At 58.5% G+C, this 23,691-nt stretch carries 26 protein-coding genes; 20 read left to right on the top strand and 6 right to left on the bottom strand.

Annotated elements, in window-relative coordinates:
* Window positions 1–17 precede the first annotated feature (17 nt).
* From FBZ99_RS22990 to FBZ99_RS22935, 12 genes are all read left to right on the top strand, one after another.
* Complete coding sequence (locus FBZ99_RS22990; RefSeq protein ID WP_145635004.1) at window positions 18–929, top strand: agmatinase; 912 nt, start codon at window positions 18–20, stop codon at window positions 927–929.
* A 350-nt stretch (window positions 930–1,279) separates the two neighbouring features.
* Window positions 1,280–1,882 (top strand): amino acid synthesis family protein, encoded by a 603-nt coding sequence (locus tag FBZ99_RS22985; RefSeq protein WP_145635001.1) that lies wholly within the window; start codon window positions 1,280–1,282, stop codon window positions 1,880–1,882.
* Window positions 1,883–1,907: 25 nt separating this feature from the next.
* On the top strand, window positions 1,908–2,744 hold the full coding sequence (locus FBZ99_RS22980) for an alpha/beta fold hydrolase (RefSeq protein ID WP_210248389.1): 837 nt from the start codon (window positions 1,908–1,910) through the stop codon (window positions 2,742–2,744).
* The gene (locus tag FBZ99_RS22975; protein ID WP_145634998.1) at window positions 2,741–3,676 is read left to right on the top strand and encodes a flavin reductase family protein; all 936 of its coding nucleotides are present in this window, start codon (window positions 2,741–2,743) and stop codon (window positions 3,674–3,676) included. The genes FBZ99_RS22980 and FBZ99_RS22975 overlap by 4 nt, the downstream gene beginning before the upstream one ends.
* A complete protein-coding gene (locus FBZ99_RS22970; protein ID WP_145634995.1) occupies window positions 3,673–4,713 on the top strand; it encodes an LLM class flavin-dependent oxidoreductase in 1,041 nt (346 codons plus the stop codon). Before FBZ99_RS22975 ends, FBZ99_RS22970 begins: the two co-directional genes overlap by 4 nt.
* 5 nt (window positions 4,714–4,718) lie before the next feature.
* A complete protein-coding gene (locus tag FBZ99_RS22965) occupies window positions 4,719–6,182 on the top strand; it encodes an aldehyde dehydrogenase (protein WP_145634992.1) in 1,464 nt (487 codons plus the stop codon).
* Window positions 6,183–6,187: 5 nt separating this feature from the next.
* Complete coding sequence (locus FBZ99_RS22960; protein ID WP_113396227.1) at window positions 6,188–6,502, top strand: NIPSNAP family protein; 315 nt, start codon at window positions 6,188–6,190, stop codon at window positions 6,500–6,502.
* Window positions 6,503–6,555: 53 nt separating this feature from the next.
* Window positions 6,556–7,566, top strand: coding sequence for an ABC transporter substrate-binding protein (locus FBZ99_RS22955; RefSeq protein WP_113396226.1), 1,011 nt, complete (start codon window positions 6,556–6,558; stop codon window positions 7,564–7,566).
* A gap of 114 nt (window positions 7,567–7,680) precedes the next feature.
* The gene (locus tag FBZ99_RS22950; protein ID WP_113420113.1) at window positions 7,681–8,553 is read left to right on the top strand and encodes an ABC transporter permease; all 873 of its coding nucleotides are present in this window, start codon (window positions 7,681–7,683) and stop codon (window positions 8,551–8,553) included.
* Between the two features lies 1 nt (window position 8,554).
* Window positions 8,555–9,355, top strand: coding sequence for an ABC transporter permease (locus FBZ99_RS22945; protein ID WP_113354667.1), 801 nt, complete (start codon window positions 8,555–8,557; stop codon window positions 9,353–9,355).
* Window positions 9,352–10,431 carry an ABC transporter ATP-binding protein gene (locus tag FBZ99_RS22940; protein WP_113354668.1) on the top strand — a complete coding sequence of 360 codons (1,080 nt, stop codon included), beginning with the start codon at window positions 9,352–9,354 and terminating at the stop codon, window positions 10,429–10,431. The genes FBZ99_RS22945 and FBZ99_RS22940 overlap by 4 nt, the downstream gene beginning before the upstream one ends.
* Window positions 10,432–10,661: 230 nt before the next feature.
* Window positions 10,662–11,675 (top strand): aldo/keto reductase, encoded by a 1,014-nt coding sequence (locus FBZ99_RS22935; RefSeq protein ID WP_113420111.1) that lies wholly within the window; start codon window positions 10,662–10,664, stop codon window positions 11,673–11,675.
* A gap of 198 nt (window positions 11,676–11,873) precedes the next feature.
* On the opposite strand, the gene FBZ99_RS22930 is transcribed toward FBZ99_RS22935, so the two are convergent.
* Window positions 11,874–12,857 (bottom strand): NAD(P)H-quinone oxidoreductase, encoded by a 984-nt coding sequence (locus tag FBZ99_RS22930; RefSeq protein ID WP_145634988.1) that lies wholly within the window; start codon window positions 12,855–12,857, stop codon window positions 11,874–11,876.
* A gap of 10 nt (window positions 12,858–12,867) precedes the next feature.
* Window positions 12,868–13,404, bottom strand: coding sequence for a hypothetical protein (locus FBZ99_RS22925; protein WP_145634985.1), 537 nt, complete (start codon window positions 13,402–13,404; stop codon window positions 12,868–12,870).
* Between the two features lie 125 nt (window positions 13,405–13,529).
* Between FBZ99_RS22925 and FBZ99_RS22920 the strand changes: the two genes are divergently transcribed.
* Window positions 13,530–14,447, top strand: a complete 918-nt coding sequence (locus FBZ99_RS22920) for a LysR family transcriptional regulator (protein ID WP_113420109.1) — start codon at window positions 13,530–13,532, stop codon at window positions 14,445–14,447.
* Window positions 14,448–14,601: 154 nt separating this feature from the next.
* Here FBZ99_RS22920 and FBZ99_RS22915 read toward each other — a convergent pair whose 3' ends face one another.
* The 3 genes from FBZ99_RS22915 to FBZ99_RS22905 are packed head-to-tail and all read right to left on the bottom strand — an operon-like array spanning window position 14,602 to window position 16,961.
* Window positions 14,602–15,132, bottom strand: a complete 531-nt coding sequence (locus FBZ99_RS22915) for a hypothetical protein (RefSeq protein WP_113420108.1) — start codon at window positions 15,130–15,132, stop codon at window positions 14,602–14,604.
* A complete protein-coding gene (locus FBZ99_RS22910) occupies window positions 15,129–16,157 on the bottom strand; it encodes an SAM-dependent methyltransferase (RefSeq protein WP_145634982.1) in 1,029 nt (342 codons plus the stop codon). Before FBZ99_RS22910 ends, FBZ99_RS22915 begins: the two co-directional genes overlap by 4 nt.
* Window positions 16,158–16,160: 3 nt before the next feature.
* Window positions 16,161–16,961 (bottom strand): DUF1295 domain-containing protein, encoded by an 801-nt coding sequence (locus tag FBZ99_RS22905; protein WP_113396217.1) that lies wholly within the window; start codon window positions 16,959–16,961, stop codon window positions 16,161–16,163.
* Between the two features lie 169 nt (window positions 16,962–17,130).
* Here FBZ99_RS22905 and FBZ99_RS22900 point away from each other — a divergent pair, with 169 nt between their 5' ends.
* The 5 genes from FBZ99_RS22900 to FBZ99_RS22880 are packed head-to-tail and all read left to right on the top strand — an operon-like array spanning window position 17,131 to window position 21,402.
* The gene (locus FBZ99_RS22900) at window positions 17,131–18,501 is read left to right on the top strand and encodes an NAD(P)/FAD-dependent oxidoreductase (RefSeq protein WP_145634979.1); all 1,371 of its coding nucleotides are present in this window, start codon (window positions 17,131–17,133) and stop codon (window positions 18,499–18,501) included.
* Window positions 18,498–19,331, top strand: coding sequence for a DUF1365 domain-containing protein (locus tag FBZ99_RS22895; protein ID WP_145634976.1), 834 nt, complete (start codon window positions 18,498–18,500; stop codon window positions 19,329–19,331). Before FBZ99_RS22900 ends, FBZ99_RS22895 begins: the two co-directional genes overlap by 4 nt.
* Window positions 19,318–20,550: an SAM-dependent methyltransferase gene (locus FBZ99_RS22890; protein ID WP_145634973.1), complete on the top strand. Its 1,233-nt coding sequence runs from the start codon at window positions 19,318–19,320 to the stop codon at window positions 20,548–20,550. Before FBZ99_RS22895 ends, FBZ99_RS22890 begins: the two co-directional genes overlap by 14 nt.
* A gap of 28 nt (window positions 20,551–20,578) precedes the next feature.
* On the top strand, window positions 20,579–20,950 hold the full coding sequence (locus FBZ99_RS22885; protein WP_145634970.1) for a DUF2147 domain-containing protein: 372 nt from the start codon (window positions 20,579–20,581) through the stop codon (window positions 20,948–20,950).
* A gap of 32 nt (window positions 20,951–20,982) precedes the next feature.
* Window positions 20,983–21,402: a DUF2177 family protein gene (locus FBZ99_RS22880; protein ID WP_186450343.1), complete on the top strand. Its 420-nt coding sequence runs from the start codon at window positions 20,983–20,985 to the stop codon at window positions 21,400–21,402.
* Between the two features lie 39 nt (window positions 21,403–21,441).
* On the opposite strand, the gene FBZ99_RS22875 is transcribed toward FBZ99_RS22880, so the two are convergent.
* On the bottom strand, window positions 21,442–21,942 hold the full coding sequence (locus FBZ99_RS22875; RefSeq protein ID WP_233790129.1) for a TspO/MBR family protein: 501 nt from the start codon (window positions 21,940–21,942) through the stop codon (window positions 21,442–21,444).
* A 210-nt stretch (window positions 21,943–22,152) separates the two neighbouring features.
* On the opposite strand from FBZ99_RS22875, the gene FBZ99_RS22870 reads away from it, so the two are divergent.
* Window positions 22,153–22,731, top strand: a complete 579-nt coding sequence (locus tag FBZ99_RS22870; protein WP_233790131.1) for a sigma-70 family RNA polymerase sigma factor — start codon at window positions 22,153–22,155, stop codon at window positions 22,729–22,731.
* On the top strand, window positions 22,728–23,378 hold the full coding sequence (locus tag FBZ99_RS22865; protein ID WP_145634965.1) for a ChrR family anti-sigma-E factor: 651 nt from the start codon (window positions 22,728–22,730) through the stop codon (window positions 23,376–23,378). Before FBZ99_RS22870 ends, FBZ99_RS22865 begins: the two co-directional genes overlap by 4 nt.
* The last annotated feature ends 313 nt before the right edge of the window (window positions 23,379–23,691 follow it).

The raw sequence follows: 23,691 nt of genomic DNA, 5'->3' as shown, positions 1-23,691 counted from the left end.
CCAAGAAGGCCATGAAGATGACGGCTTCCTCTTCCTTTCTCGGCTTCCCGGACCGTCTCGATGACGGTCGTCCGCCGCGTGTGGTGATCTTCGGGGCGGGTCATGGCAGTACCTATCCTGGCAGGGACAGCAGCGGTCATGCCTTGTCGGCGAGAGCCATCCGGGACGCCAGCCAGGATGATGCCGGCTTAGTCGATCACTGGGATTTCGATCTCGGTGGCCCGTTGTTTGCTGGTAAGCCCGCTTGCTGCGTCGACGTCGGAAACGTCGAGACTGTCATGCACGACAATGCCGGCAACCGCGATCGGATCGAGGCAAGGACACGCGGCGTGCTTGCATTGCCGGCCATTCCGATCCTGCTTGGCGGCGATTGTTCCGTCACGATCCCGTTCATCGCCGGCTTTGCGGATGAGGGGCCGGTCTGGATCTTGCAGATCGATGCCCATATCGACTGGCGCGACACGCTGCATAGCGAGCGCTACGGCTATTCAAGCCCGATGCGGCGGGTAAGCGAGATGCCGCATGTCGCCGGAATGGTGCAGGTCGGCCTGCGTGGCGTCGGCAGTGCCCGCCCTTCGGATATCGAGACAGCGCAACGCTATGGCAGCCGCTTTGTCACGCCGCGCCAGATCCATGCACAAGGGGTCGAGGCCGCTCTCCGGCACATTCCGAAGGGTACTCGGGTCGTTGTCACCTTGGATTGCGACAGCATCGATCCCGGCATCATGCCGGGCGTGGCGGCTCGCACGCCCGGCGGCCTCACCTATACGCAGATCATCGACCTGATCGCCGGCCTCGGCCGGCGGGCTGACATCGCGGGTTTTGATCTGGTGGAGCTCTATCCTCCCGCCGATATCGACGGCCTTTCGGCCCTGACCGCCGCGCGCATTGTCGTCAATGTGATCGGCGCCATCATCCGCCAGGGCTAACGCCCGCGAAAATCTCGCCATATGAGGAGCCGGCTTGCGCCACGTCGGATGATGCGAGAAGCCGTCACGCCCCATCAAATTGTCGTTTGCCTCCCGGAGCGGGTTGACACTGGCACGCCTTCGGTGTGACGGTATACCATAATAACGAATACGGAAGCGGAACATCGGCGGCTTAAGATCCGCGGCGACAAGCATCGCTTTCGCGGGCACCTTTCTCTGCCCCTCCATAAACTACTGATATAGCTGATTATTTCTGACAACGGCAGGTTTTTTAGTCCGGTCGCTCGAAGCTGCTTGACAGTTCAGTATTATGGCATACCATCATATATAATCCTAGATGAGAGCGAGCCATGAGCCTTCAGATCCGAAAAACCGTCCTGCAGATCGAAACGACGCTTGTTGAAGGGGGTAGGGCAGCGGCCACGCCGTTGAAACTCTTCTCGGCATGCGCGATCGTCAAAAGCCCTTGGGCTGGTCGCGGCTTCGTCGCGGATCTGAAGCCCGAGATTCATGCCGCGGCACCCCTTCTCGGCGAACTGCTCACCAAGATGATTATCGATGCGGTTGGATCGGGCGAGGCCGTCGAGGCTTATGGCAAATCCGCCGTCGTCGGTCTCGATGGCGAGATCGAGCATGCATCCGCGCTGATCCATACTCTTCGCTTCGGCAATCATTATCGCCATGCCGTCGGTGCCAAATCCTATCTCGCCTTCTGCAACACGCGCGGACCAGCCAATGCGCCGATCATGATCCCGCTCATGGACAAGAATGACGAAGGTCGCCGCTCGCATTATCTGACAATCCAGACGTCGATACCGGATGCACCGGCCGCCGACGAAATCGTCATTGCGCTTGGTGCCTCGATCGGTGGTAGGCCGCATCATCGCATCGGCGATCGCTATCAGGATCTTAAGGATCTGGGACAGGACGTCTCCAATCCGGCCGGCGTTTAAGAGATTGGGCGTCTGGATGCCTGCGATGGAAACGATGGATCAGAACAAGGCCGATCTTCTGAATGTGGGAGGCTTGCCTCGCAAGCACACGGCGCGCGGCACAGCCTATCATGAAGTCGGCAAAGGCGAGCCGCTGGTGCTGCTCCATGGTGTCGGCATGCGGCTTGAAGCCTGGGCGCCACAGATCGAGGCTTTTTCCAGAAGCCATCGCGTCATCGCCGTCGATATGCCGGGTCATGGGGAAAGCGTTGGGTTGCCTCCGGGCAGCAAGCTGGAAGCCTTTGTCGCCTGGTTCGGCGGCTTTCTCGATGAGATGGCGTTCAGTGAGGTCAATGTCGCCGGCCATTCGATGGGCGCGCTCGTTGCCGGAGGGGCCGCCGCCACCTTCGGTGAGCGGATCAAGAGGGTCGCCTATCTCAATGGCGTCTATCGGCGCGATCCCGAGGCCAAGGCGGCCGTGCTGGCTCGCGCAGCCGCGATACCGATTTCAGGTGTCGACAAGGAGGGCCCGCTGCAGCGTTGGTTCGGCGATGATGCTCAAAGTGGAGTCGCGCGGGAACTCACGCGGAACTGGTTGAGCCTTGTCGATCCGAAAGCCTATGCCACGGCCTATGCGGCTTTCGCCGGTGGCGATGAGACCTATGCCGATCGCTGGCCCGATGTCGGGGCACCGGCCTTGTTCCTGACGGGATCCGACGATCCGAACTCGACGCCACGGATGGCGGAGGAGATGGCGACGGCGGCACCCAAAGGCTGGGCACGGATCGTCGAAGGGCACCGCCATATGGTGAACCTGACCGCGCCAGTTATCGTCAATGAGCTGCTTGCCGAGTGGCTTTCATGCGGGGAGGACGCAAGATGACGGCACAAGATTTCGATCCACGCGCGCTGCGCGACGCCTTCGGCGCGTTTCCGACGGGCGTGACGGTCGTGACCGCGCGCGATCAGGCTGGTCTGCCGATCGGCTTTACGGCGAATTCCTTCACGTCGGTATCGCTTGAACCGCCGCTTCTTCTTGTTTGCCTCGCCAAGACCTCGCGCAATTTCGCGGCCATGACGAGCGCGAAGCACTTTGCCATCAATGTGCTCTCGGAGACGCAGAAGGCCGTCTCAAACACCTTCGCTCGACCCGTTGAAGACCGGTTCGCCGCCGTTGAGTGGACTTCCGGGGCGTATGGCTGTCCGATCCTCGCCGATGTCGCCGCCTGGTTCGAATGTGCCATGAGCGAAGTGATCGAAGCAGGCGATCACGTTGTCCTGATGGGACGTATCGTCTCGTTCGACAATAGCGGCCGCAATGGGCTGGGCTATGCCCGTGGCGGCTATTTCACCCCGATCCTGGCGAGCAAAGCGGTCTCCGCTGCGGCGGAGGGCAATATCGAGCTGGGTGCCGTTCTCGAGCGCGACGGCAAGATCCTGCTGCTCGGGGACGATGTTCTGGCTCTTCCCAATTGCGAGGGCAGGGAGGGCAGCCCCGCCGATATTCTCGGTCAGTATTTACAGACGCTGACCGGCCTTACCGTGACCGTCGGCTTTCTCTATTCCGTCTATGAAGGCAGGAGCGATGGCAAGCATCACATCGTCTATCGGGCCTTTGCTTCACAAGGTGAGCCGCGCGAGGGCCGGTTCCTCAAGCCGGATGCGCTCAAGACCGCGCATTTCAAGACCAGCTCCACGGCCGATATCGTCTCCCGCTTCGCGCTGGAAAGCCAGATCGGCAATTTCGGGGTCTATTTTGGCGACGAGACCTCCGGCATGGTGCGAGCGGTTTCCGGAAAGGCGGTGCGGGCATGAGATTCTCTCTCTTCGTTCACATGGAGCGCCTCGACGCGAACCAGACGCATAAGAGCCTCTATGAGGAGTTCGTCGCGCTGTGCGAGATCGCCGACAGGGGCGGCATGCACGCGATCTGGACGGGCGAGCATCATGGGATGGATTTCACCATCGCGCCCAATCCCTTTGTGACCATCGCCGATCTGGCGCGGCGCACATTGCGGGTAAGGCTTGGCACCGGAACGGTAATCGCGCCCTTCTGGCATCCGATCAAGCTTGCCGGTGAAGCCGCCATGGCCGACATCATCTGCGACGGCAGGCTCGATATCGGCATTGCCCGCGGCGCCTATTCCTTTGAATATGAGCGATTGTTGCCGGGTCTCGACGCCTGGGGCGCTGGTCAGCGCATGCGCGAGCTGATCCCGGCCGTCAAAGGCATCTGGCAGGGGGATTACGCCCATGAGGGCGAGTTCTTCAAATTCCCGCCGACCACCTCCGCGCCAAAGCCGCTGCAGCAGCCCAATCCGCCGATCTGGGTTGCCGCGCGCGACCCGAATTCGCATGAATTCGCCGTCGCCAATGGCTGTAATGTCCAGGTGACGCCGCTCTGGCAGGGTGACGATGAAGTCGAGGCGCTGATGGGGCGGTTCAATGATGCCTGCGCCAAGAACCCTGACATCGAGCGGCCGAAGATCATGCTCCTGCGTCATACCTATGTCGGCTCGTCCGAGGATGACATCGCGCAGGCCGCCCATGAGCTCAGCGTCTATTACAACTACTTCTTCGCCTGGTTCAAGAACGAGAAGCCGATCCATCAGGGCCTGATCGAGCGCATCCCGGAAGAGGACATTCGCGCCAATCCCATGCTGTCGGATGCGGTCATGCGCAACAACAATGTCGTCGGCGATGCCCAAACCGTGATTGCCCGACTGAAGGCCTATCAGGCGATGGGCTACGACGAATATTCCTTCTGGATCGACACCGGCATGTCGTTCGAGCGCAAGAAGGCATCGCTCGAACGCTTCATCGCCGAGGTCATGCCGGCATTTGCGGAGTGAACGCCATGCAGCGCTTCCAGTATTACATCGACGGCGAATTTCTGGAAGGGGAAGCCCGCTTCCAGAGCATCGATCCCGCGACTGGCGACGTCTGGGCAGAAATGCCGGAAGCGCGGGAGGCTGATGTCGACCGCGCCGTCGATGCCGCCGAAAAGGCGCTTTACGAGGGCCCCTGGGCAAAGATGACGGCGACGCAGCGTGGCAAGCTTCTCTACAGGCTCGCGGATCTCGTCGCGGCCAATGCACGGAAACTTGCCGAACTGGAGACGCTCGACACCGGCAAGATCATCCGCGAGACTTCGGCGCAGGTCGCCTATGTCGCCGACTATTATCGCTACTATGCCGGCATCGCCGACAAGATCGAGGGCTCCTACCTGCCGATCGACAAACCGGACATGGATGTCTGGCTGCGCCGCGAGCCAGTCGGCGTCGTAGCCATGGTCGTGCCTTGGAATAGTCAGCTTTTTCTCTCGGCGGTGAAGATTGGACCGGCGCTCGCTGCCGGCTGCACCATGGTCGTCAAGGCGTCTGAAGATGGTCCGGCGCCGTTACTGGAATTCGCGCGCCTGGTTCATGAAGCCGGCTTTCCGGCCGGCGTCGTCAACATCATCACCGGTTTCGGCCCTTCTTGCGGCGCGGTACTCGGGCGGCACCCCAAGGTCGCGCATATCGCCTTTACCGGCGGACCGGAGACGGCACGCCATGTCATCCGCAATTCGGCCGAGAACCTTGCTTCGACCTCGCTGGAACTGGGCGGCAAATCACCCTTCATCGTCTTTGCCGATGCCGATCTCGAGAGCGCCGCGAATGCGCAAGTCGCCGGCATTTTCGCGGCGACTGGTCAAAGCTGCGTTGCCGGCTCGCGGCTGATCGTCGAGGCCAGCGTCAAGGATGCCTTTCTGTCGATCCTCAAGCGCAAGGCCGAGGCGATCCGCATCGGTTCACCGCTCGACATGGCGACCGAGGTCGGCCCGCTAGCTACGAAGCGCCAGCAGGATCATGTTGCCGCTCTCCTCGAGAAATCCATTGCGAGCGGCGCTCGGCTGATCACCGGTGGCCAAAAGCCAGACGGCGTGGGTTATTACTTCCCGCCGACGATCCTCGATTGCGATGGCATCAACTCGCCGTCATTGGCCGAGGAATTCTTCGGGCCGGTTCTGTCGATTGTCTCGTTCGAGAGCGAGGCAGAAGCCTTGAGGCTTGCAAACGATACCCGCTACGGCCTGGCATCCGGTGTCTTCACCCAGAATCTCACACGCGCCCATCGCCTGATGAAGGGCATCCGCGCCGGCGTCGTCTGGGTCAACACCTATCGCGCGGTATCGCCTATCGCGCCCTTCGGCGGTTTTGGCCTTTCCGGCCATGGCAGGGAAGGCGGGCTTGCGGCGGCGCTCGATTATACGCGCACCAAGACGATCTGGCTGCGCACATCGGACGATCCGATTCCCGATCCCTTCGTCATGAGGTGAGACCGATGTTTTACGAGATCCGCACCTACCGGCTGAAGAACGGCACGACCCCGCAATATCTGAAGGTGGTGGAAGAGGAAGGGATTGCCATCCAAAAGGCCCATCTCGGCGATCTCGTCGGCTACTTCTACTCGGAAATCGGTGTCATCAACGAGATCGTGCACATCTGGGCCTATGCAAGCCTCGACGATCGCGAGGCGCGGCGCGGGCGGCTGGCCGCCGACCCCAAATGGCAGGCCTTCCTGCCGAAGATCCGCGACCTGATCGAACAAGCGGAAAACAAGATCATGAAGCCCGCCGGTTTCTCCCCATTGGGATGAACGGCGGGTGCGTAAGGCATGCCTCTAAAAACCGAAAACAAGGACAAGGGAACATGAAAGCAGGAATTGCACTCGCGGCCTTTGCCGCCATGATGGCCGCATCCATGCCCGCCAAGGCCGACACCATGGTCTTCACGAGCTGGGGAGGAACGACGCAGGATGCGCAGAAGGTCGCCTGGGCCAACCAGTTCACGGCAAAGACCGGTATCGGCGTCATGCAGGACGGCCCAACGGATTACGGCAAGTTGAAAGCAATGGTCGAAGCCGGCCAGGTGAGCTGGGACGTCGTCGACGTCGAGGGTGATTATGCCGCGCAGGCCGGCAAGGCGGGTCTGCTCGAAAAGCTCGACTTTTCCGTCATCGACAAGTCCAAGCTCGATCCGCGCTTCGTCAGCGACTATTCCGTCGGTAGCTTCTATTATTCCTTTGTTATCGGCTGCAACGCCGATGCGGTCAGTGCCTGCCCGAAGACCTGGGCTGATCTCTTCGACACGAAGAAATTCCCCGGCAAGCGCACCTTCTACAAATGGTCCGCGCCCGGCGTCATCGAAGCGGCGCTCTTGGCCGATGGCGTTCCCGCCGACAAGCTCTATCCGCTCGATCTCGATCGCGCCTTCAAGAAGCTCGATACGATCAAATCCGATATTGTCTGGTGGTCGAGCGGCGCGCAATCGCAGCAGCTGCTGGCCTCGGCCGAAGCGCCTTTCGGCAGTCTCTGGAATGGCCGCATGACCGCGCTTGCCAACAGCGGCGTCAAGACGGAGACCTCCTGGAGCCAGAACATCACGGCAGCGGATGCCCTTGTCATCCCCAAGGGTGCGCCGAACCTCGAAACGGCGATGAAATTCATCGCGCTCGCGACCTCGGCACAGTCGCAGGCCGATCTGGCGAAGGCCACCGGATATGCGCCGACAAACCTCGGCTCGGCGAAACTGATGGACCCTGAAATAGCCAAGACCTTGCCGGACCAGCAGACCGCCAGTCAGGTCAATGCCGACATGAATTACTGGGCCGCGAACAGGGATGCGATCGGCAAGAAGTGGTACGCCTGGCAGGCGCAGTAAGCGGCGGAGATGACCAGACCACCGCGGACAAATCTCCGCGGTGGGGCAATGCGAGGTCCAGGCCTGTGCGTAGCGATCGCTGCTCAACAGGGCCCATGGTGGGAAAGGATTGCCATGTCGACATACGTAGACGTCGCGGACGCGGCCGCACCGGCGCGCAAGACGGCAGGGTCGACCGGATTCGCGCAGGTCGCGCCGGCCCTCGCCTTCGTCGCGATCTTTTTCGTCTTTCCGGTCATCGCGTTGCTTCTGCGCAGCGTGATGGAGCCGGCTTTCGGCTTCGGCAATTACGCCGAATTGCTGGGCTCAGAAACCTATCTAAAGATCTTCGCCAACACGTTCATCGTGTCGGGCGTCGTCACCGTCCTATCGCTGCTGATCGGCTTTCCCGTGGCATGGACGCTGGCGATCATGCCGTCGCGCTGGTCCTCGGTCGTCTTTGCGATCCTGCTGCTGTCGATGTGGACGAACCTGCTCGCGCGCACCTATGCCTGGATGGTGCTTTTGCAGCGTACGGGATTGATCAACAAGATGCTGATCGGCATGGGCCTGATCGACAAGCCGCTTGCCCTCGTCAATAACCTGACCGGTGTGACGATCGGCATGACTTATATCATGCTGCCCTTCATCATCTTGCCGCTCTACGGCGTCATCAAGAAAATCGATCCGGCCGTGCTGCAGGCGGCGGCACTGTGCGGTGCCAGCCGTCTGCAGTGCCTCACTCGCATTCTGATACCGCTTGCCGCTCCCGGCATGATGGCAGGAGCCCTGATGGTGTTCGTCATGTCGCTCGGCTACTACGTCACGCCGTCGCTGCTTGGCGGCACCGCGAACATGATGCTCGCCGAACTCATCGCCCAGTTCGTGCAATCGCTCGTCAATTGGGGCATGGGCGGCGCGGCCGCCTTCGTCCTGCTGGTCGTCACCCTGACGCTCTATGCCGTCCAGCTGCGGCTCTTCGGCGTTCAAAGCACGGGGGGACGCTGAGATGTTGCTGAATTTCGATCGTCTCGGCTGGTGGAAATATGTGCTGCTTGCCATCACCGTCCTGACCGCGGCCTTTCTTCTTCTGCCGATCCTGTTCATCGCCGCCTTGTCGTTCGGCTCATCGCAATGGCTGATCTTTCCGCCGCCGGGCTGGACCTGGCGCTGGTACGCGGAACTGCTTTCCGATCCGCAATGGCTGGCTTCCGCCTGGACGAGCTTCAAGATCGCTTCGATCGTCACGGTGCTTTCGGTGCTGCTCGGTCTTGTGACCTCCTTCGGCCTGGTGCGCGGGAAGTTCATGTTTCGCGATGCGCTGAAGGCACTGTTCCTGACGCCGATGATCCTCCCCGTCGTCGTGTTCGCCGTCGCTCTCTACGCCTTCTTCCTGCGAATTGGGCTGGGCGGCACCTTAGTCGGCTTCGTGTTGTCCCATCTGGTCCTGGCGCTACCCTTTTCCATCCTGTCGATCGCTGGGGCGCTCGAAGGCTTTGACAAGTCGATCGAGGATGCCGCCGTGCTTTGCGGCGCATCTCCGCTCGAGGCGAAGATCAGGGTCACGCTGCCCGCCATCAGCCACGGATTGTTCTCGGCTGCCGTCTTCTCGTTCCTGACGTCCTGGGATGAGGTGGTCGTTGCGATCTTCATGGCGAGCCCGACGCTGCAGACGCTGCCCGTCAAAGTCTGGGCGACGCTCCGGCAGGACCTGACGCCGGTCGTCGCTGCTGCCTCCACACTTCTCATTCTTTTGACGGTCATGTTGATGACGCTGGCCGCGATCGTGCGCAAGGTTCTAAGAAAATGAGCGAATCCTTCCTGAAGATCAAAGGCATCCGCAAGGAATACGGTCCCGTCGTCGCGGTCCACGACGTCAATCTCGAGGTCAAGCGCGGCGAGTTCCTGACCTTTCTCGGCCCCTCCGGCTCGGGCAAGAGCACGACGCTTTATATCCTCGCCGGTTTCGAGAACCCCACCAAGGGCGATATCCTGCTGAACGGCGAGACGCTGCTGTCGACGCCATCGCACAAGCGCAATATCGGCATGGTGTTCCAACGCTATACGCTATTTCCGCATTTGTCCGTCGGAGAGAATATCGCCTTTCCGTTGAAGGTGCGCCGCAAGCCCAAAGCAGAGGTCGACAGCCGTGTTAGGGAAATGCTCCGCCTTGTCCGGCTGGAAGGCTTCGAGGATCGCAAGCCCGCGCAAATGTCCGGCGGCCAGCAGCAGCGCGTCGCTCTTGCGAGGGCACTCGCTTATGACCCGCCGGTGCTTTTGATGGACGAGCCGTTGTCGGCTCTCGACAAGAAATTGCGCGAAGAAATCCAGCACGAGATCAAAAGGATCCACGAGCAAACCGAGGTAACGATCCTCTATGTGACCCACGACCAAGAAGAGGCTCTGCGGTTGTCCGATCGCATCGCCGTCTTCTCCAAAGGCATCATCGATCAGATAGGAACCGGCCCGGAACTCTACGCCAATCCACGCACTCGTTTTGTCGCCGAGTTCATCGGCGACAGCGACTTCATTTCCTGTCATCTGCTTTCATCGGACAATGGCCAGGCGACGATCTCACTCGGCGACAAGATCATCTTCGACAGCATTCCGGTTCACGGCCGGCCGGCGTCGGGGAGCAAAGCGGCGTTGATGTTGCGGCCGGAACGCATCCGGCTCGGGCGCGAGGCGGGTGTGAGCAAGGGCCTCAGCGCGACCGTCAACGATATCACTTTCCTCGGCAACAACGTGCATGTGACGACACGGATCGCCGCCGGCGAAACCTTGTCCGTGCGCCTGCCCTTCGGCCACGAAGCCATCTCGGGTCTTAGCCGCGGCGATAACGTGCATCTGGAGTTCGATCCCGACGCCGCGCATGTCTTCTGTTAGCGCTGACCGGAGGCTGGCGTTGTCGAAGCGCGATGAAGACAATGGCAGCGAGGACGGCAGCGCTATTTACGCCAGAGTGCGTTCTATACCATGTAGAGCTTCCCGGATTTGTATTGCGCAGCCGCCAGCCGTTTTTCATCGATGAAAAATACCCTGCAGATTTGGTTGTTTATCGCCCTGGCATCTCTCCCTATGTCTGCCTGCAACGATAGATGATCGTGGAGGACGACATGCTGACCAAACCCGATGGCACGACCACAATGGCGCTCTGGAATGGCCGGGAAATCCCACGCCTGGGCATGGGATGTTGGGCGATCGGCGGACCGTTTTATGCTGGCGATGTGCCGCTCGGCTGGGGTGACGTCGATGATGATGAATCGGTCCGTGCCATCGACCGGGCGGTGGATCTCGGCATTCACTTCTTCGACACCGCCTCGAATTACGGGGCTGGTCATTCCGAAGAGGTGGTCGGCAGGGCGATCGGCAATCGGGACGATATCACCATCGCCACCAAATTCGGCTTCGCGACGGACGAGAAGACCAAGCAAGCCACGGGCGCCTTTTCCGATCCTGCCTTTATCCGGCAGTCCGCTGAGACGTCATTGCGTCGCCTGCGCCGTGATCGTCTGGATCTGCTGCAGTTCCATCTTAACGATTTTCCGCTCGAAGCTTCTGACGAGGTATTTGAGACACTTGAAGCGCTCAAGGCCGAAGGCAAGATCGATGCTTTCGGCTGGAGTACGGATCACCCGGACCGCGCCGCACGTCACGTGCATCGCTCAGGGTTCGTTTCGGTTCAGCATACGATGAACGTCTTCGAGCCTGTCCCGGCGATGATCGATGTCATCGAGCGTAATGGTCTGATTTCCATCAATCGCGGTCCGCTCGCCATGGGGTTGCTCAGCGGCAAGTTCACGCCTGACAAGGCAGTCGGAGAAAAGGATGTGCGTGGTGCGAGCCTCGACTGGATGGTCTACTTCAAGGACGGCAGGATTGCTCCCGAATTCGCCGCGCGCCTGGAGGCGGTCCGCGATCTGCTGACCGAGGGGGGCCGCACGCTCACACAGGGTGCGCTTGCCTGGTTGTGGGCGCGTTCGCCGCGCACCCTGCCAATTCCCGGCTTCCGCACGGTTGCTCAAGTCGAAGAAAACGCCGGAGCCTTGGCCAAGGGACCGCTGCCGGCAGATGTGATGGCGGCGGTCGATCAGGCGCTGGCGGGTCTCCAGTCGTCGCTCCACCAATGACAGGGCATGACGGGTTAGATCTCTTTGCCGTCGTGTCGCGGCTGCAATAACCCGACGGCAGTGCGTCCTCAATTGGAATTTCATTTTGGCCGCAGGCAATCGTAACCGCGAAGATAATCTCGTGGGTTTCGTGGCTGGTGATCTGGTTGGAGGGGTCGTGTGTTCGACTCCCATCAAGAGCTCACCCCTTTCCTTTGTTCATCCTGCCTCAAGAACCACCTTCCCAAACCCACCACCCGCCTCCATGCGGCGATGGGCATCTGCGGCTCTATCAAGTGGAAAGACTTCGCCGACGAGTGGCCGAAGCCGTCCATCACCGAACATCGGAAGCGCGTTGTCCGCAAAACGCCGAACCATGGCGCGCTTTTCCTCGATGGCGCGGGACTTCATAACAGTCCCGATCACCTTCAGGTGCTTGTAGAGCACCGTATCGAGCGGAATGATCGCGTTGTCGTCCCGTCCCAGCAGCCCGACCTGCACCAAACGCCCGCCTTCAGCAAGGCTGCGGATATTGCGTGCCAAATAGCTTCCGCCAACGAAGTCGATGATTAGATCGGCGCCGCAGGATCCAGTCGCATCGATGATCTTCGCCTCGAAATCCTGCCGGCGGTAATCCCACACAGCCTCGGCGCCAAGGGAACGAACCTTATCGATATTGTTTGCGGAGGCAGTTGCGAACACTCTGGCTCCCATCGCCACCGCAAGCTGGACCACAGCGGATCCGATCCCACCGGCGGCGGCATGGACCAGCACGCTTTCTTCTGGCCGTATCTGGCCGAGATGGCACAGAGCTTCGTAGGCGGTAACGAAGCTTTCCATGACCGCCGCCGCTTCTACATAGGACATACCGGCTGGTATGTGGACAGACAGGCCACTGTCTGCTCTGGCGACTTCCGCATAGGCTCCGCCGCCGACGATCGACATGACACGGTCGCCGACGGAAAACTCCGAGACGGCCTCGCCGACAGCGATGACCTCCCCGGCGACCTCGAGGCCGAGGATAGGACTGTCTCCAAAGGCGCGCGAGCCATAATGACCTTCGCGCTGAAGGAGGTCAGCCCGATTGACGCCAGACGCCATGACCTTCACGAGGATGTCGCTCGGCCGGAGCTCAGGATAAGGAACCTCTGCGAGCCGGAGCACATCCGGCCCACCAAAGTCGTCGAAGATGATCACTTTCATTGGTCCATCCTTACCTGGCGAGAGCACGCCGTGCGATGCTTGCGGCAAAGAGCGGCGTCTCGCGTCGATTGTGATCGCCACCGGCCGCTTGCCGGGCGGCGGCTGCGTCCTCGTAAGTGACGCCGTGCTCTTCCAAAAAGGTCATGAAAGCATCCGTCGGATGCGCCGTCACACGATTGGTGTAGCGCGTCCGGTTTTCGTCGATCTTCTCGGCGATCAGTTCCCAGACCACGTTGACCTGCGTGCGGCCGTTCGCCGTGAACACATCCGAGATGGAGTTCATACGGCAATAGGCAGCCTCGGCAGCCTCGGCGACATAGTGCTGGACGACCAGTCCGGAGCCGATCTGTTCGACGTTGATCGACATGCGACGCCCATCATCCGTCCACGTGATACCGGCTGCGATATGATCCGGCGCGCAGCAGCGCAGATATTCGGCTTCCGGCAGCGTGAAGAGCCAATCTGCGATGTCGACCTTTTCGAAGGGGACATCGATGTCGGCCGGATATGCCGACCGCGAGAGAATTGTTTCGAGAACCTTGACCACGTTGTACTTCCTTCTGTTGAGTGACGGGCTAGACAAGCGCCCTGTTGACGAGAAGGAATGTGCTCCGGATGTTCTTTGATGATAACGATCTCAATGCTCGAAACCGTTTTGCGCTGTAGGCAAAGATGAGAGATCCACGTTTTGCCGAACATCTGGCCGTCTACGTCGAGGTTGTCCGCTCCGGGAGCTTTTCAGCTGCGTCCCGTCGGCGTGCGGTAACCCCTTCGGCGATCGTTCGCCAGATCGATGCGCTCGAGCAGGATCTTGGCGTTCGACTGCTGGTTCGTTCCACCCGGGCCCTTTCCATGACCGATGCGGGCCGGCATCTCTATGACCGTGCCCAGCGTCTGCTCGATGACCTGGCCGACACCCATGCCGAAGTTGCCGCGTTCGACGGTTCTGTCGGTGGCACCCTGCGGATTGCCTGTTTCCCGACGTTCGGCAAACGATACGTCATTCCGATCCTGGGTCCGTTGATGTCCGAATATCCAGCTCTCAGGGTGGAACTCGATCTGACGGAGCGCCTCGCGGATCCCGTGGCCGAAAGACTCGATCTGGTCATCCGCATGGGGGAGCTTCAGGACAGCTCGCTAATCGCCACAAAGATCGCGCCTCTGACGCGGGTCTTGGCCGCAAGCCCGGTCTACCTCGAACGCTTGGGGACGCCACAGTCATCAGACGACCTGAAAAGGCACAGACTGCTCGACAAGCTTCACGGCAATGATCTGCTGGGCTGGTCGGATCTCCTGGGCAGCCCGGCCAGCGATAAGGTGTGCGACCGCGTCACCTTCCGCTCGGACGACTTCGAGGCATTGAACAGTGCGGCGATCGCTGGAATGGGGATCGCCCTGCTTCCGGCCTGGGTGTCAGGACCGTCAATCAAGGCAGGCGAACTGATCCGCATTCCGCTGGACGACGAGGCATGGAACGGCAAGCTTCCGGGCATCCACCTCCTGCGCGCGCTCCATGAGCCATCGGCGAAGGTTCGAGTGTTCACGGACAGGCTCAAGGCCTTTATCGGATCGCCGCCCATCTGGTCATGACGCTGTTTGCAAACCCAATCCCGTCAAAGGTTCATAGTTTCAAACGCGCGTCGAACTCGCTTTTTCTGTTGCACTGAAGTTCGCATTCCTTCAAGAGCTTCGAATATTGCGATTGTTGAAGAATTCTATATCGCTACGCCTAAGCCCAGCTCGTTTAGAAAGACGTGCTTTCGGGCGATGTCCCGGCATAACGTATGCCGATAAACGTCATCAGACTGGCGACTGCGAAAACATTGATACTCAACAGGGTAGCGATTTGATTGCTAGTCCACGGAAAGACGGGCTCTTCAAGCCTCCACCAGCATATCGCGAAACAGATGAAGATGAAGCAGGCGACACCCCGCTGCCACCATTTCTCATCGGGTTGGAACGAAACCAGTGTCAGCACCATGCAGGGTGCAAGAAATAGGAGCGTAGCAGACGCTCTTCCGAAAAGGACGGATTCGCATACTGTATCGACCGTGCCGATCAGCGGCAGCGCCAACCGAGCACTGAACGGCGATTTTCTGGCCACCAATGGGATCGCCAAAAATAAGGGAATCGCGGCGAGCGTTATAGCTGACGTCGCTACGCCATCGCCAACCAGCCACCAGACATAAAATGGATAGAAGGGTTTATTGGCTATGATAATCCAGGCAATGGTAACCGTTGCCCCAGTCCTTGGATCCAGCGCCGGCTGCCTCATTCCGCCGGCCTCAGAAGATAGTGGCCTACCCCCCAGACATGACCCTTATCATGGCCGAACAGGCCTGCGGTGGCCAGGAAAAAGAGCCGCCAGCGGCGCTGCCAGAGCGCGCTGTCCCTGCCATAGACTTTAGCGAAGATCGGCTGGATACGATCGATCTCGCGGTCGAAGTTGGCGAGCCAGTCGAGCGCCGTCCGGCGGTAATGCGTCCCGGACCAGCGCCATTCCAGTTCGACTGAAAACAGGTCGGCAAAGCGATGCGGCAGATCATGTGCCGGCATAATACCGCCGGTAAAGAAATGACGGGCAATCCAGTCGGCCGGATCCTGATGGTTGAAGCGATAGGAGCGGTCCTTGTGGGTGAAGACATGGAGGAAAAGCTTGCCCTGCGGATTGAGCCATGCGCGGACACGCTCCAGCAAGGTGCGCCAGTTGGACATATGCTCGAACATCTCGACCGAGATCACACGATCAAAGCGTCCCTCGGTCGTAAAGCCGTTCATATCTGCCGTGATGACGGTAAGATTGCCAAGACCGTGCTTGTGCGCCATGGCGAGAATGTATTCGCGTTGTGAGGCGGAGTTTGAAACCGATGTAATTCGCGAATTGGGAAATTGCTGTGCAAGATAGAGCGACAGTGAACCCCAGCCGCAACCCAGTTCCAGGATACTGTTTCCATCTTTGATTTCGGCATGCTCTACAGTTTCGGCAAGTGCATAGGTCTCGGCTTCCGCCAGCGTTGTATGGGGGTTCGGATAAAGGCAGCAGGAGTATTTTCGTTGAGGCCCGAGGGTCAGGCTGAAGAATTCCGCCGGGACTTCATAATGCTGGCGATTGGCTTGATCGGTATGCGTCGCTATCGGAAAATTGCCCATTGCCTCGACAAACATATTTTCAGCATCTTGCGAAGTCGTCGATAGGCGGTGTTTCGTGCGTGCACAGAGAAAATCTATTCCAGCCAGCGTCATGCTGTCCGTAAGCGGTGTGCGCTCTGCGGCGTTGATCGCAAATGCCATCATATTCATAGACTATTCTCCTTGGGAAACGAATTCGGTTTTGCGGGGGCCCGGAAAGAAGGCGTTCACGCGCTGCCGTAGAGCGCGAAATTTATCGCCGCGCGAGCGCAGCATATGCTCTTCCAACGGGGGAATTCCGGATACATGCACCAACAGCCAATACATCAACGCCGGTGCGAGCAGCGATAGAAAACTCGTAGGCGAGCTTGTGACGGCGAATAGTGGAAGGCAACACCAGAACAGCCACTCGAAAAAATAGTTGGGATGGCGGGAATAACGCCACAACCCCGTCTCGCACACCTCACTCCTGGCTTCCGGCCTCCGACGAAATCGGGCGAGCTGTGCGTCCGAAATTGTCTCGCCGGCGAGAGCCGTGGCGGCAAGTAACACGGCAAGCCAATCCGTTACTGCCGGATAGGCCTTGTCATTCATCGCCGCGAGATAGATTGCGAATACGAGGACGAAAGCCGCAAGCGCCTGAACCTGCAGAAAGATAAAGAGCCGTGAGCCGGCACTGGCGCCCCAGTCCTTCATCAGTTTGGCATAGCGCGGATCTTCTCCGCCGCCTTTGGTGCGAACTCCAATATGCCAGGCGAGCCGCAGCGCCCAGGCTGCCACGATGAGTATCACCATCATCCGGCGCGAGAACGGACCGTCTGCGCAGCAAGCAGTGAAGATGCCGCCCAAGCCCACAGCCGCAGACCAAATGGTGTCGATCCACCCACTCATGCCGGTTGTCCGCTGCACGATCCAGGCGCCGGCCATCGCCAGCGATATGCCGACAACCACGAGAGCTAAAAGAAACCAATCCATCCGTTCGCTCGCATTGATGCGCTCTTGTGTCTCTATGCATTATTTACGGACGGTCGGTTGAACCGGTTTCGTGCTACTCGAAAAAATCTCTCTTTGTGCGAAACCAGCAGCCGCCGCCCTCCGTATCTGTCTTGAAAGCCAAGAGCTTATTGCGGGAGACGAGGGTTTTATGGGTCACTACGATCGAAAAGGCGGCCGCCGCCTGAGCATTGCGGTCATAGGCAGCGGTATTTCGGGACTTTCGGCTGCTTGGCTCCTCTCGAAGCGGCACGATGTGACCGTCTTCGAGGCCAGCGATCGCGTCGGTGGCCACAGTAACACGGTTAACTTCCAAAGCACCTCAGGGCCTGTCTCTGTTGATACCGGCTTCATCGTCTACAACGAGGTTACATATCCCAATCTGACGGCTTTGTTCCGCGCGCTCAGCGTGCCGACGGCTGCCTCCAACATGTCCTTTGCCGTTTCGATCGACGACGGTGCCTATGAATATTCCGGCGGCACCGGGCTTGGTCTCTTCGCGCAGAAATCGAATATCGTCAGCCCGCGTTTCTGGTCGATGATGCGCGATCTGTTGCGCTTCTACCGTAATGCTCCGCGGGACTTGCCCGACATGGACGGCATTTCGCTTGATGAGTATCTCTGCCGCAACGGCTACGGCTGCGCCTTCCGCGACGACCATCTCTACCCGATGGCGGCTGCGACCTGGTCGACCCCGGCTATGGAGATCGGCGCTTATCCAGCGGCAAGTTTTGTCCGCTTCTGTAACAATCATGGCTTGCTCAATCTATGGGGCCGCCCTGTATGGCGCACTGTAAGGGGTGGTAGCCGCGAATATGTTGCCCGCATGACCAACAGCTTTTTCGACCGCATCCGGTTGTCGACGCCAGTAAAGTCGATAAAGCGCGGATCACAGCGCGTAGAGCTTGAGGACGGCACCGGCGGCCATCAACTCTTCGACGATGTGGTGATAGCCACCCATGCTGACCAGGCGCTTCGAATGCTTGTGGACGCAAGCACCGAGGAAAGACGTATTTTGGGTGCCTTCCGCTATTCGCGGAACGAAGCGGTCCTGCACAGCGATGTCTCGCTCATGCCGAAACGGCGCGCTGCCTGGTCCAGTTGGAACTACGTGGCCGATACGCGGGATGGGCCAATTCAGCCTTGCATCACCTATTGGATGAACAGGCTGCAGCCGTTGGATGCGGCACCGCCGACCTTCGTCACGCTTAATCCGCGACGGGCGCCGAAGGAGGAAACGGTCATCTGCCGTGAGACATATCAACATCCCGTTTTCGATCTCCTGACCGATCGCGCACAGAAGGAAATCTGGTCGCTTCAAGGTGTCCGCAATACCTGGTTCTGCGGCGCGCATTTCGGCGCGGGTTTTCACGAGGACGGCATTCAGGCGGGCCTTGCGGTTGCCGAGGATCTTGGCGGCTTGCGGCGACCCTGGCAGGTGCCGCAGGAAAGTTCCCGGATCGTGCGCAAGCCGATTGATCGCTTCGCCGAGCTGTCGTTGGACGTGGAGGTTACCGCATGAGCGCGGACCTTCAATCTGCACTCTTTTCCGGCCTGGTCACGCATGCTCGTGTAAGGCCGAAGCAGCACAAGCTGATCTACAGGATCTATTCTCTGCTGCTCGATCTTGATGAGCTTGACCAGATCGATCGGCGGCTCCGCCTTCTTTCCATAGATCGCTTCAACTTTTTTTCTTTCTATAGCAAGGATAGGGGCGATCGATCAGGGGACGATCTTAAGAAGCAGGTCGAGAGGAGTATGCGTCGCGCTGGGGTTGAGCCGGATGGCGGTCCGGTGCGGTTGCTGACGATGCCGCGACTGTTTGGTTGGGCTTTCAATCCGCTCAGTGTGTTCTTCTGTTACTCGAAGGATGCGTCGCTCAAAGCCATCCTCTGGGAAGTGGACAATACGTTCGGTGAGCGCCATGGGTATATGATCCCGGTGGAGGCGAACGACGGATCGCAAATTATTCAGCGATGCGACAAGGCCTTCTACGTCTCGCCCTTTATGGACATGGATTTGCGGTATGAGTTCCGCGTGTCGCCCCCAACCAACGTTCTTTCCATCCGAATCGAGACTTTCGATCGCGATGGGCCGGTACTCACAGCCAGGCATATCGCCCGTCGCAGCGAGCTTACGGACGGCGCATTGCTAAAGGCATTTTTTGCCATCCCTTTTCTCACACTTCGTGTTGTCGGAGGCATTCATTGGGAAGCGCTCAAGATCTGGCTGAAAGGTATCGGTTTGCGCATACGCCCCCTTCCTCCCGAAAGTCCCGTTTCGTTTTTTAGTCCATCTCCCGCTGACGGGAAAACACGCAATTCCAAGGTTGAAGTTCATGAGCCATTTTGACGAATTCTCCGGCGCTTCGATGCGTGCGTCCCATAGGACTGAGAGGTTTGGTCTTGTCGGCCGCCTTCTTATGAGCTTGTTGCGCGACGTTCGCTACGGCCACGTGAGGATTTCGTTGCCATCAGGGCAGATCGTTGAAAAGTACGGCGCTGAACCAGGGCCGGAGGCTATCATCAACATGCGGCGTTGGCGCCTGTTGCCTCGCCTGATGCTTGCGGGAGATATCGGCTTTGCGGAGAGCTACATCAATGAGGACTGGACGACTCCCGATTTGACCGCAGTCATCCGCTTCGCGGCCAAAAACATCGAAGCATTAGCGCCGGCTATCGAAGGCAGCACCACAATGCGGTTCTTCAATAGGGCAAAACATCTTCTCAATGCCAATACGAAGCATGGCAGCCGTCGCAATATCGAGGCACATTACGACCTCGGCAACGATTTCTACAGCCAATGGCTCGACCCCACGATGCTGTATTCCTCGGGAATTTTTGACGATTCAACATTCACTCTCGAAGCCGCCCAGCAAAAAAAACTTGAGCAAGTTCTCAAAAATCTTGCGCTCGATCCTAGCCAGAGTGTGTTGGAAATCGGCTGCGGCTGGGGTGCTCTTTCCGTATTCATGGCGGCCCGTGCCAACGCCAAGGTGACCGGTATCACTTTGTCACCCTCACAGCTTACCTGGGCGAGGCAGGCGGCCGCGAATGCCGGCGTGACAGAGCTGGTGGACCTGCGCCTGGAAGATTACCGTGATCTTAAAGGTCAGTTCGATCGGATCGCTTCGATCGAAATGTTCGAGGCAGTCGGCGAAGCCTATTGGCTGGAATACTTCGCAACGTTGAAACGTTGTTTGAGACCAGGTGGCAAGGCTGTGCTGCAGGTGATCTCAATTGATGAAAAGCGTTTTGATGCCTATCGGCGCGGCTCGGATTTCATCCAGAAGTATGTTTTTCCCGGTGGCTTTCTGCCCTCCGATCCCGCATTGGAGGAAGCTGTTGCAAAGGCGGGCTTCAGACTCGCGGCAAGAGAGCATTTTGGCCAATCCTACGCACGGACGCTTCTTGAGTGGCGCACCCGTTTTCATGCGCGCTGGCCTGCCATTGCGGCCCTAGGCTTTGACGAGCGATTCCGGCGCCTTTGGCACTACTACCTTTGTTATTGCGAAGCCGGCTTTGAGGAGGGGAGCATCGACGTCGGACTTTATACACTTGAGCACGCATGAAGGTCGGCGGTTAAAAGGAGATCCAGGCATGAGAGCGATGATTGGAGCGATTGTTTACCTGGCCGCAGCGTCCGCAACTAATGCGCAAGCGGCCGGAATCGAGGGCCTATGGGCTCGGGCAGATGGCAACGCCAAAGTGAGAGTTGCCCCCTGCGGATCGGACATCTGTGCAACAAATACCTGGATCAAGCCGGGAACGCCAAGTGAAAGGGCTGGTGACAAGCTGGTGATGACGATCAAGCCCAATGAAGATGGCTTCTATTCCGGCGAGGCTTTCGATCCCCAACGTGATTTGAGCTACCGGATTACAGTGAAAGTGGATGGCGATCGCATGTCCACGAGGGGTTGTGTTATTGCCGGCCTGATTTGCCGGGGCGTCGATTGGACACGCATCCGCTGATCGACCGAAGGAAGGCCGCTATGGAGAATGTGGTGAAAACTTATGTCGTCGCCTATGTTGTCACATTGGTCGTGTTCGTCGCTATCGATTTTATCTGGTTGAACAGCATGACAGATCGTCTTTACCGGCCTGTAATGGCAGACATGCTTGCAGCTGACTTCCGGCTCGCGCCTGCCATCGCCTTCTATCTGATTTATGCGTTTGGACTTACGGTTCTCGCTGTTCGCCCGGGGCTGATCGGGGAGTCGATCCAGACTGCTATAGTGTGCGGGGCGATGTTCGGCCTTACGGCTTATGCTACCTATGATTTGACCAATCAGGCGACACTCAGGAACTGGTCGACTGTTCTGACCTTGGCCGATCTATGTTGGGGTACGATCGTCTCAGGCATTGCCGCCGGTTGTGGGCAAGCGGTAACGGCGCGCCTCCTCGGATCTCTTACACATGGCTGAGGATCAGGTATGCGTTGTTGTTGGCGACAGCTTGCACATTCAGCGATTTAGCTGCCAAATTTCGAAATTGAGCGCTATCGCGAAGGCAACCCAAACAGCGAGAGGCGCAAGGCTGTAAGCAGCGATCCGGTCGAGGAGGCGAAACTTGAGGATTGTGAGGAGGATTAAAATCCATTGCGGAACGATGTTGATAAGCCCAAGTAGCGGGCTATGAAGCGCAAAGAACGCCCATGACCATGCGGCATTGAGCGCCAGTTGCAGATAAAAGCAAATGAGCGCCGCCGACTTTTGCGGTTGATCACCTGGAAGTATCCATATGCGCCAGACCGCAAAGGACATAAGTGCATAGAGGCTTGCCCAGACCGGCCCAAAGATCCAATTCGGTGGATTGAATGCGGCCTTGGCAAGGCCGGCATACCAACCCTCAATGTTCGGCAAGGTCGCCCACTGTCCGAGAACAAGGGTTAAGATGACCGGGGTCACCGCGAGGCCGGCCTTCAGCAAAGGCTTTTGTTGGTTCACTGTTTTTCGCGGCATCATGATCTCTCTTCTCGCCCGCTTCCTGCACGGCGTTTCCCAAACCGAAGCCTTTGTTCCTGCTCTTCAAATCTGATACGTGGATTTTTCTGGATCGGATCATGGGATCCATGCGGCATTGCCCATCGTAGAAAGCGCATGTATGTTTCAGCACCGCCTATCGATAGCCGTGGCAAACAGAACAGCATCATCTCCTTCGAAAGGAGACGAGCGGTGACGACTTTGCACGAGCACGATCCATTGTCGCGAGAAGCGGTCAATCAACTTGTTCTGGCGATAGCAATCCGTCAGGATCGTCAGGCCTTTGCCGAGCTCTTCAATTTCGCGGCGCCCAAGATCAAGGCGTTCATGATGCGCTCGGGCTCGACGGCTGAAACTGCCGAAGAAATCGCCCAGGAGGCGATGCTTGTGGTCTGGCGCAAGGCGACTTATTTCGATCCGGCGCGTGCCAATGCGATGACATGGATTTTCACGATCGCCCGCAACTTGCGGATTGATTTTCAGCGGAAATCAAAATCGTCAAATCAGTCGTATGGTGACGAAACTGAGGTCATGCAGGCCGCTGAACCCACGCCTGAGGAGATTTTGTTTATCAGGGCGGACGAGGAAAAGGTTCGCGCCGCGCTTCAAGCGCTGAGTTCCGAACAGGAAGAGATCATCAGATTGTCCTTTTTCCGTGATCGTCCTCACTCTGAAATTGCAAGGGAATTGGATTTGCCGCTTGGCACTGTGAAGTCTCGTATCAGGCGTGCACTTGGAAAACTTAGGGACATGCTGGAAGAAACATTATGACGAATAAGCATCATCCCAGCGATCAGACTCTCCTGCGTTTTGCTGCAGGCACGTTGCCGGCCGGTCCTTCACTCGTCGTTGCCGCTCATTTGAGTGGCTGCCCCTTCTGTCAGAGGCGTGTAGTTACGTTCGAGGCCGTTGGCGGGGAGATGCTGATCCGGACGGAACCACAGGCGCTTTCTCCTGGAGCTCTCGAACAAACGCTTGCGCGTTTGGATCAAGACGGGAATCCCAGCCATATCGCGCCGCGTCGATCACGGGCTTCCGTCGATGGCATCATTCTTCCGAGCCCATTGGCTGGTTGCGAAGTTGGTCCCTGGCGCCCCGTAGGGCCGGGAGTCAGGCTTAGCCGTATTCGCGTGCCTCACGCACCAGAAGCAAACGTGATCCTGCTGAAGGTAAAAGCGAATAAGCACATGCCGGCGCACGGGCATACGGATCTCGAGGTGACGCAGGTTTTGAAAGGATCGTTTTCGGATGGCAATAATCGTTACGAGCCGGGTGACTTCGTCGAGGGTGATGATGAGACGGATCATAGCCCGGTGATCGGCAGCGACGGTGAGTGCATATCCCTGGCAGCTATCGAAGGACATGTCCGCTTTAAGGGATTTTTCGGCAGATTGCTCGCGCCTTTTGCCGGCATCTGATTGCGTTTGACCGACTGCTAAGGGGAGAGGCCTCAAATCGTTTGTTCGGAACAATAATTCGTTCTAGTCATTTCGGTTGTGGAGTTCAACGGAGAGTAGACCCGGTAGTATTCGGGTGGAGACGGAATAATTCTGATTGAAACGTCAATATCGGGGCGCCTCAAAAAAAGGCAAATCCTGGATGTACACTTGATTGAGAGAGAAGCTAAGGATTAATCTTAGCGTTAGTCACATATCGGGGTGACGTATCAGAGGATTTGTTCGCGCAATCGGAAGGGCAATACTGTTAAAATTAATCGGCTATCCCCAATTT

Source organism: Rhizobium sp. ERR 1071 (assembly GCF_007828675.1).
Taxonomy (GTDB): domain Bacteria; phylum Pseudomonadota; class Alphaproteobacteria; order Rhizobiales; family Rhizobiaceae; genus Rhizobium; species Rhizobium dioscoreae.
The sequence above is the reverse complement of the archived record's forward strand: the minus strand, read 5'-3'. Positions and strand labels throughout refer to the sequence as shown.

Excerpts from the sequence above, each read along its gene's own strand:
- FBZ99_RS22990 (WP_145635004.1), top strand. The coding sequence starts at position 18 with ATGACGGCTTCCTCTTCCTTTCTCGGCTTCCCGGACCGTCTCGATGAC.
- FBZ99_RS22865 (WP_145634965.1), top strand. The coding sequence starts at position 22,728 with ATGACGAATAAGCATCATCCCAGCGATCAGACTCTCCTGCGTTTTGCT.
- FBZ99_RS22945 (WP_113354667.1), top strand. The coding sequence starts at position 8,555 with ATGTTGCTGAATTTCGATCGTCTCGGCTGGTGGAAATATGTGCTGCTT.
- FBZ99_RS22890 (WP_145634973.1), top strand. The coding sequence starts at position 19,318 with ATGAGCCATTTTGACGAATTCTCCGGCGCTTCGATGCGTGCGTCCCAT.
- FBZ99_RS22900 (WP_145634979.1), top strand. The coding sequence starts at position 17,131 with ATGGGTCACTACGATCGAAAAGGCGGCCGCCGCCTGAGCATTGCGGTC.
- FBZ99_RS22965 (WP_145634992.1), top strand. The coding sequence starts at position 4,719 with ATGCAGCGCTTCCAGTATTACATCGACGGCGAATTTCTGGAAGGGGAA.
- FBZ99_RS22895 (WP_145634976.1), top strand. The coding sequence starts at position 18,498 with ATGAGCGCGGACCTTCAATCTGCACTCTTTTCCGGCCTGGTCACGCAT.
- FBZ99_RS22980 (WP_210248389.1), top strand. The coding sequence starts at position 1,908 with ATGGAAACGATGGATCAGAACAAGGCCGATCTTCTGAATGTGGGAGGC.
- FBZ99_RS22920 (WP_113420109.1), top strand. The coding sequence starts at position 13,530 with ATGAGAGATCCACGTTTTGCCGAACATCTGGCCGTCTACGTCGAGGTT.
- FBZ99_RS22885 (WP_145634970.1), top strand. The coding sequence starts at position 20,579 with ATGAGAGCGATGATTGGAGCGATTGTTTACCTGGCCGCAGCGTCCGCA.
- FBZ99_RS22905 (WP_113396217.1), bottom strand. The coding sequence starts at position 16,961 with ATGGATTGGTTTCTTTTAGCTCTCGTGGTTGTCGGCATATCGCTGGCG.
- FBZ99_RS22970 (WP_145634995.1), top strand. The coding sequence starts at position 3,673 with ATGAGATTCTCTCTCTTCGTTCACATGGAGCGCCTCGACGCGAACCAG.
- FBZ99_RS22955 (WP_113396226.1), top strand. The coding sequence starts at position 6,556 with ATGAAAGCAGGAATTGCACTCGCGGCCTTTGCCGCCATGATGGCCGCA.
- FBZ99_RS22975 (WP_145634998.1), top strand. The coding sequence starts at position 2,741 with ATGACGGCACAAGATTTCGATCCACGCGCGCTGCGCGACGCCTTCGGC.
- FBZ99_RS22950 (WP_113420113.1), top strand. The coding sequence starts at position 7,681 with ATGTCGACATACGTAGACGTCGCGGACGCGGCCGCACCGGCGCGCAAG.
- FBZ99_RS22875 (WP_233790129.1), bottom strand. The coding sequence starts at position 21,942 with ATGATGCCGCGAAAAACAGTGAACCAACAAAAGCCTTTGCTGAAGGCC.
- FBZ99_RS22985 (WP_145635001.1), top strand. The coding sequence starts at position 1,280 with ATGAGCCTTCAGATCCGAAAAACCGTCCTGCAGATCGAAACGACGCTT.
- FBZ99_RS22915 (WP_113420108.1), bottom strand. The coding sequence starts at position 15,132 with ATGAGGCAGCCGGCGCTGGATCCAAGGACTGGGGCAACGGTTACCATT.
- FBZ99_RS22940 (WP_113354668.1), top strand. The coding sequence starts at position 9,352 with ATGAGCGAATCCTTCCTGAAGATCAAAGGCATCCGCAAGGAATACGGT.
- FBZ99_RS22960 (WP_113396227.1), top strand. The coding sequence starts at position 6,188 with ATGTTTTACGAGATCCGCACCTACCGGCTGAAGAACGGCACGACCCCG.
- FBZ99_RS22930 (WP_145634988.1), bottom strand. The coding sequence starts at position 12,857 with ATGAAAGTGATCATCTTCGACGACTTTGGTGGGCCGGATGTGCTCCGG.
- FBZ99_RS22935 (WP_113420111.1), top strand. The coding sequence starts at position 10,662 with ATGCTGACCAAACCCGATGGCACGACCACAATGGCGCTCTGGAATGGC.
- FBZ99_RS22910 (WP_145634982.1), bottom strand. The coding sequence starts at position 16,157 with ATGAATATGATGGCATTTGCGATCAACGCCGCAGAGCGCACACCGCTT.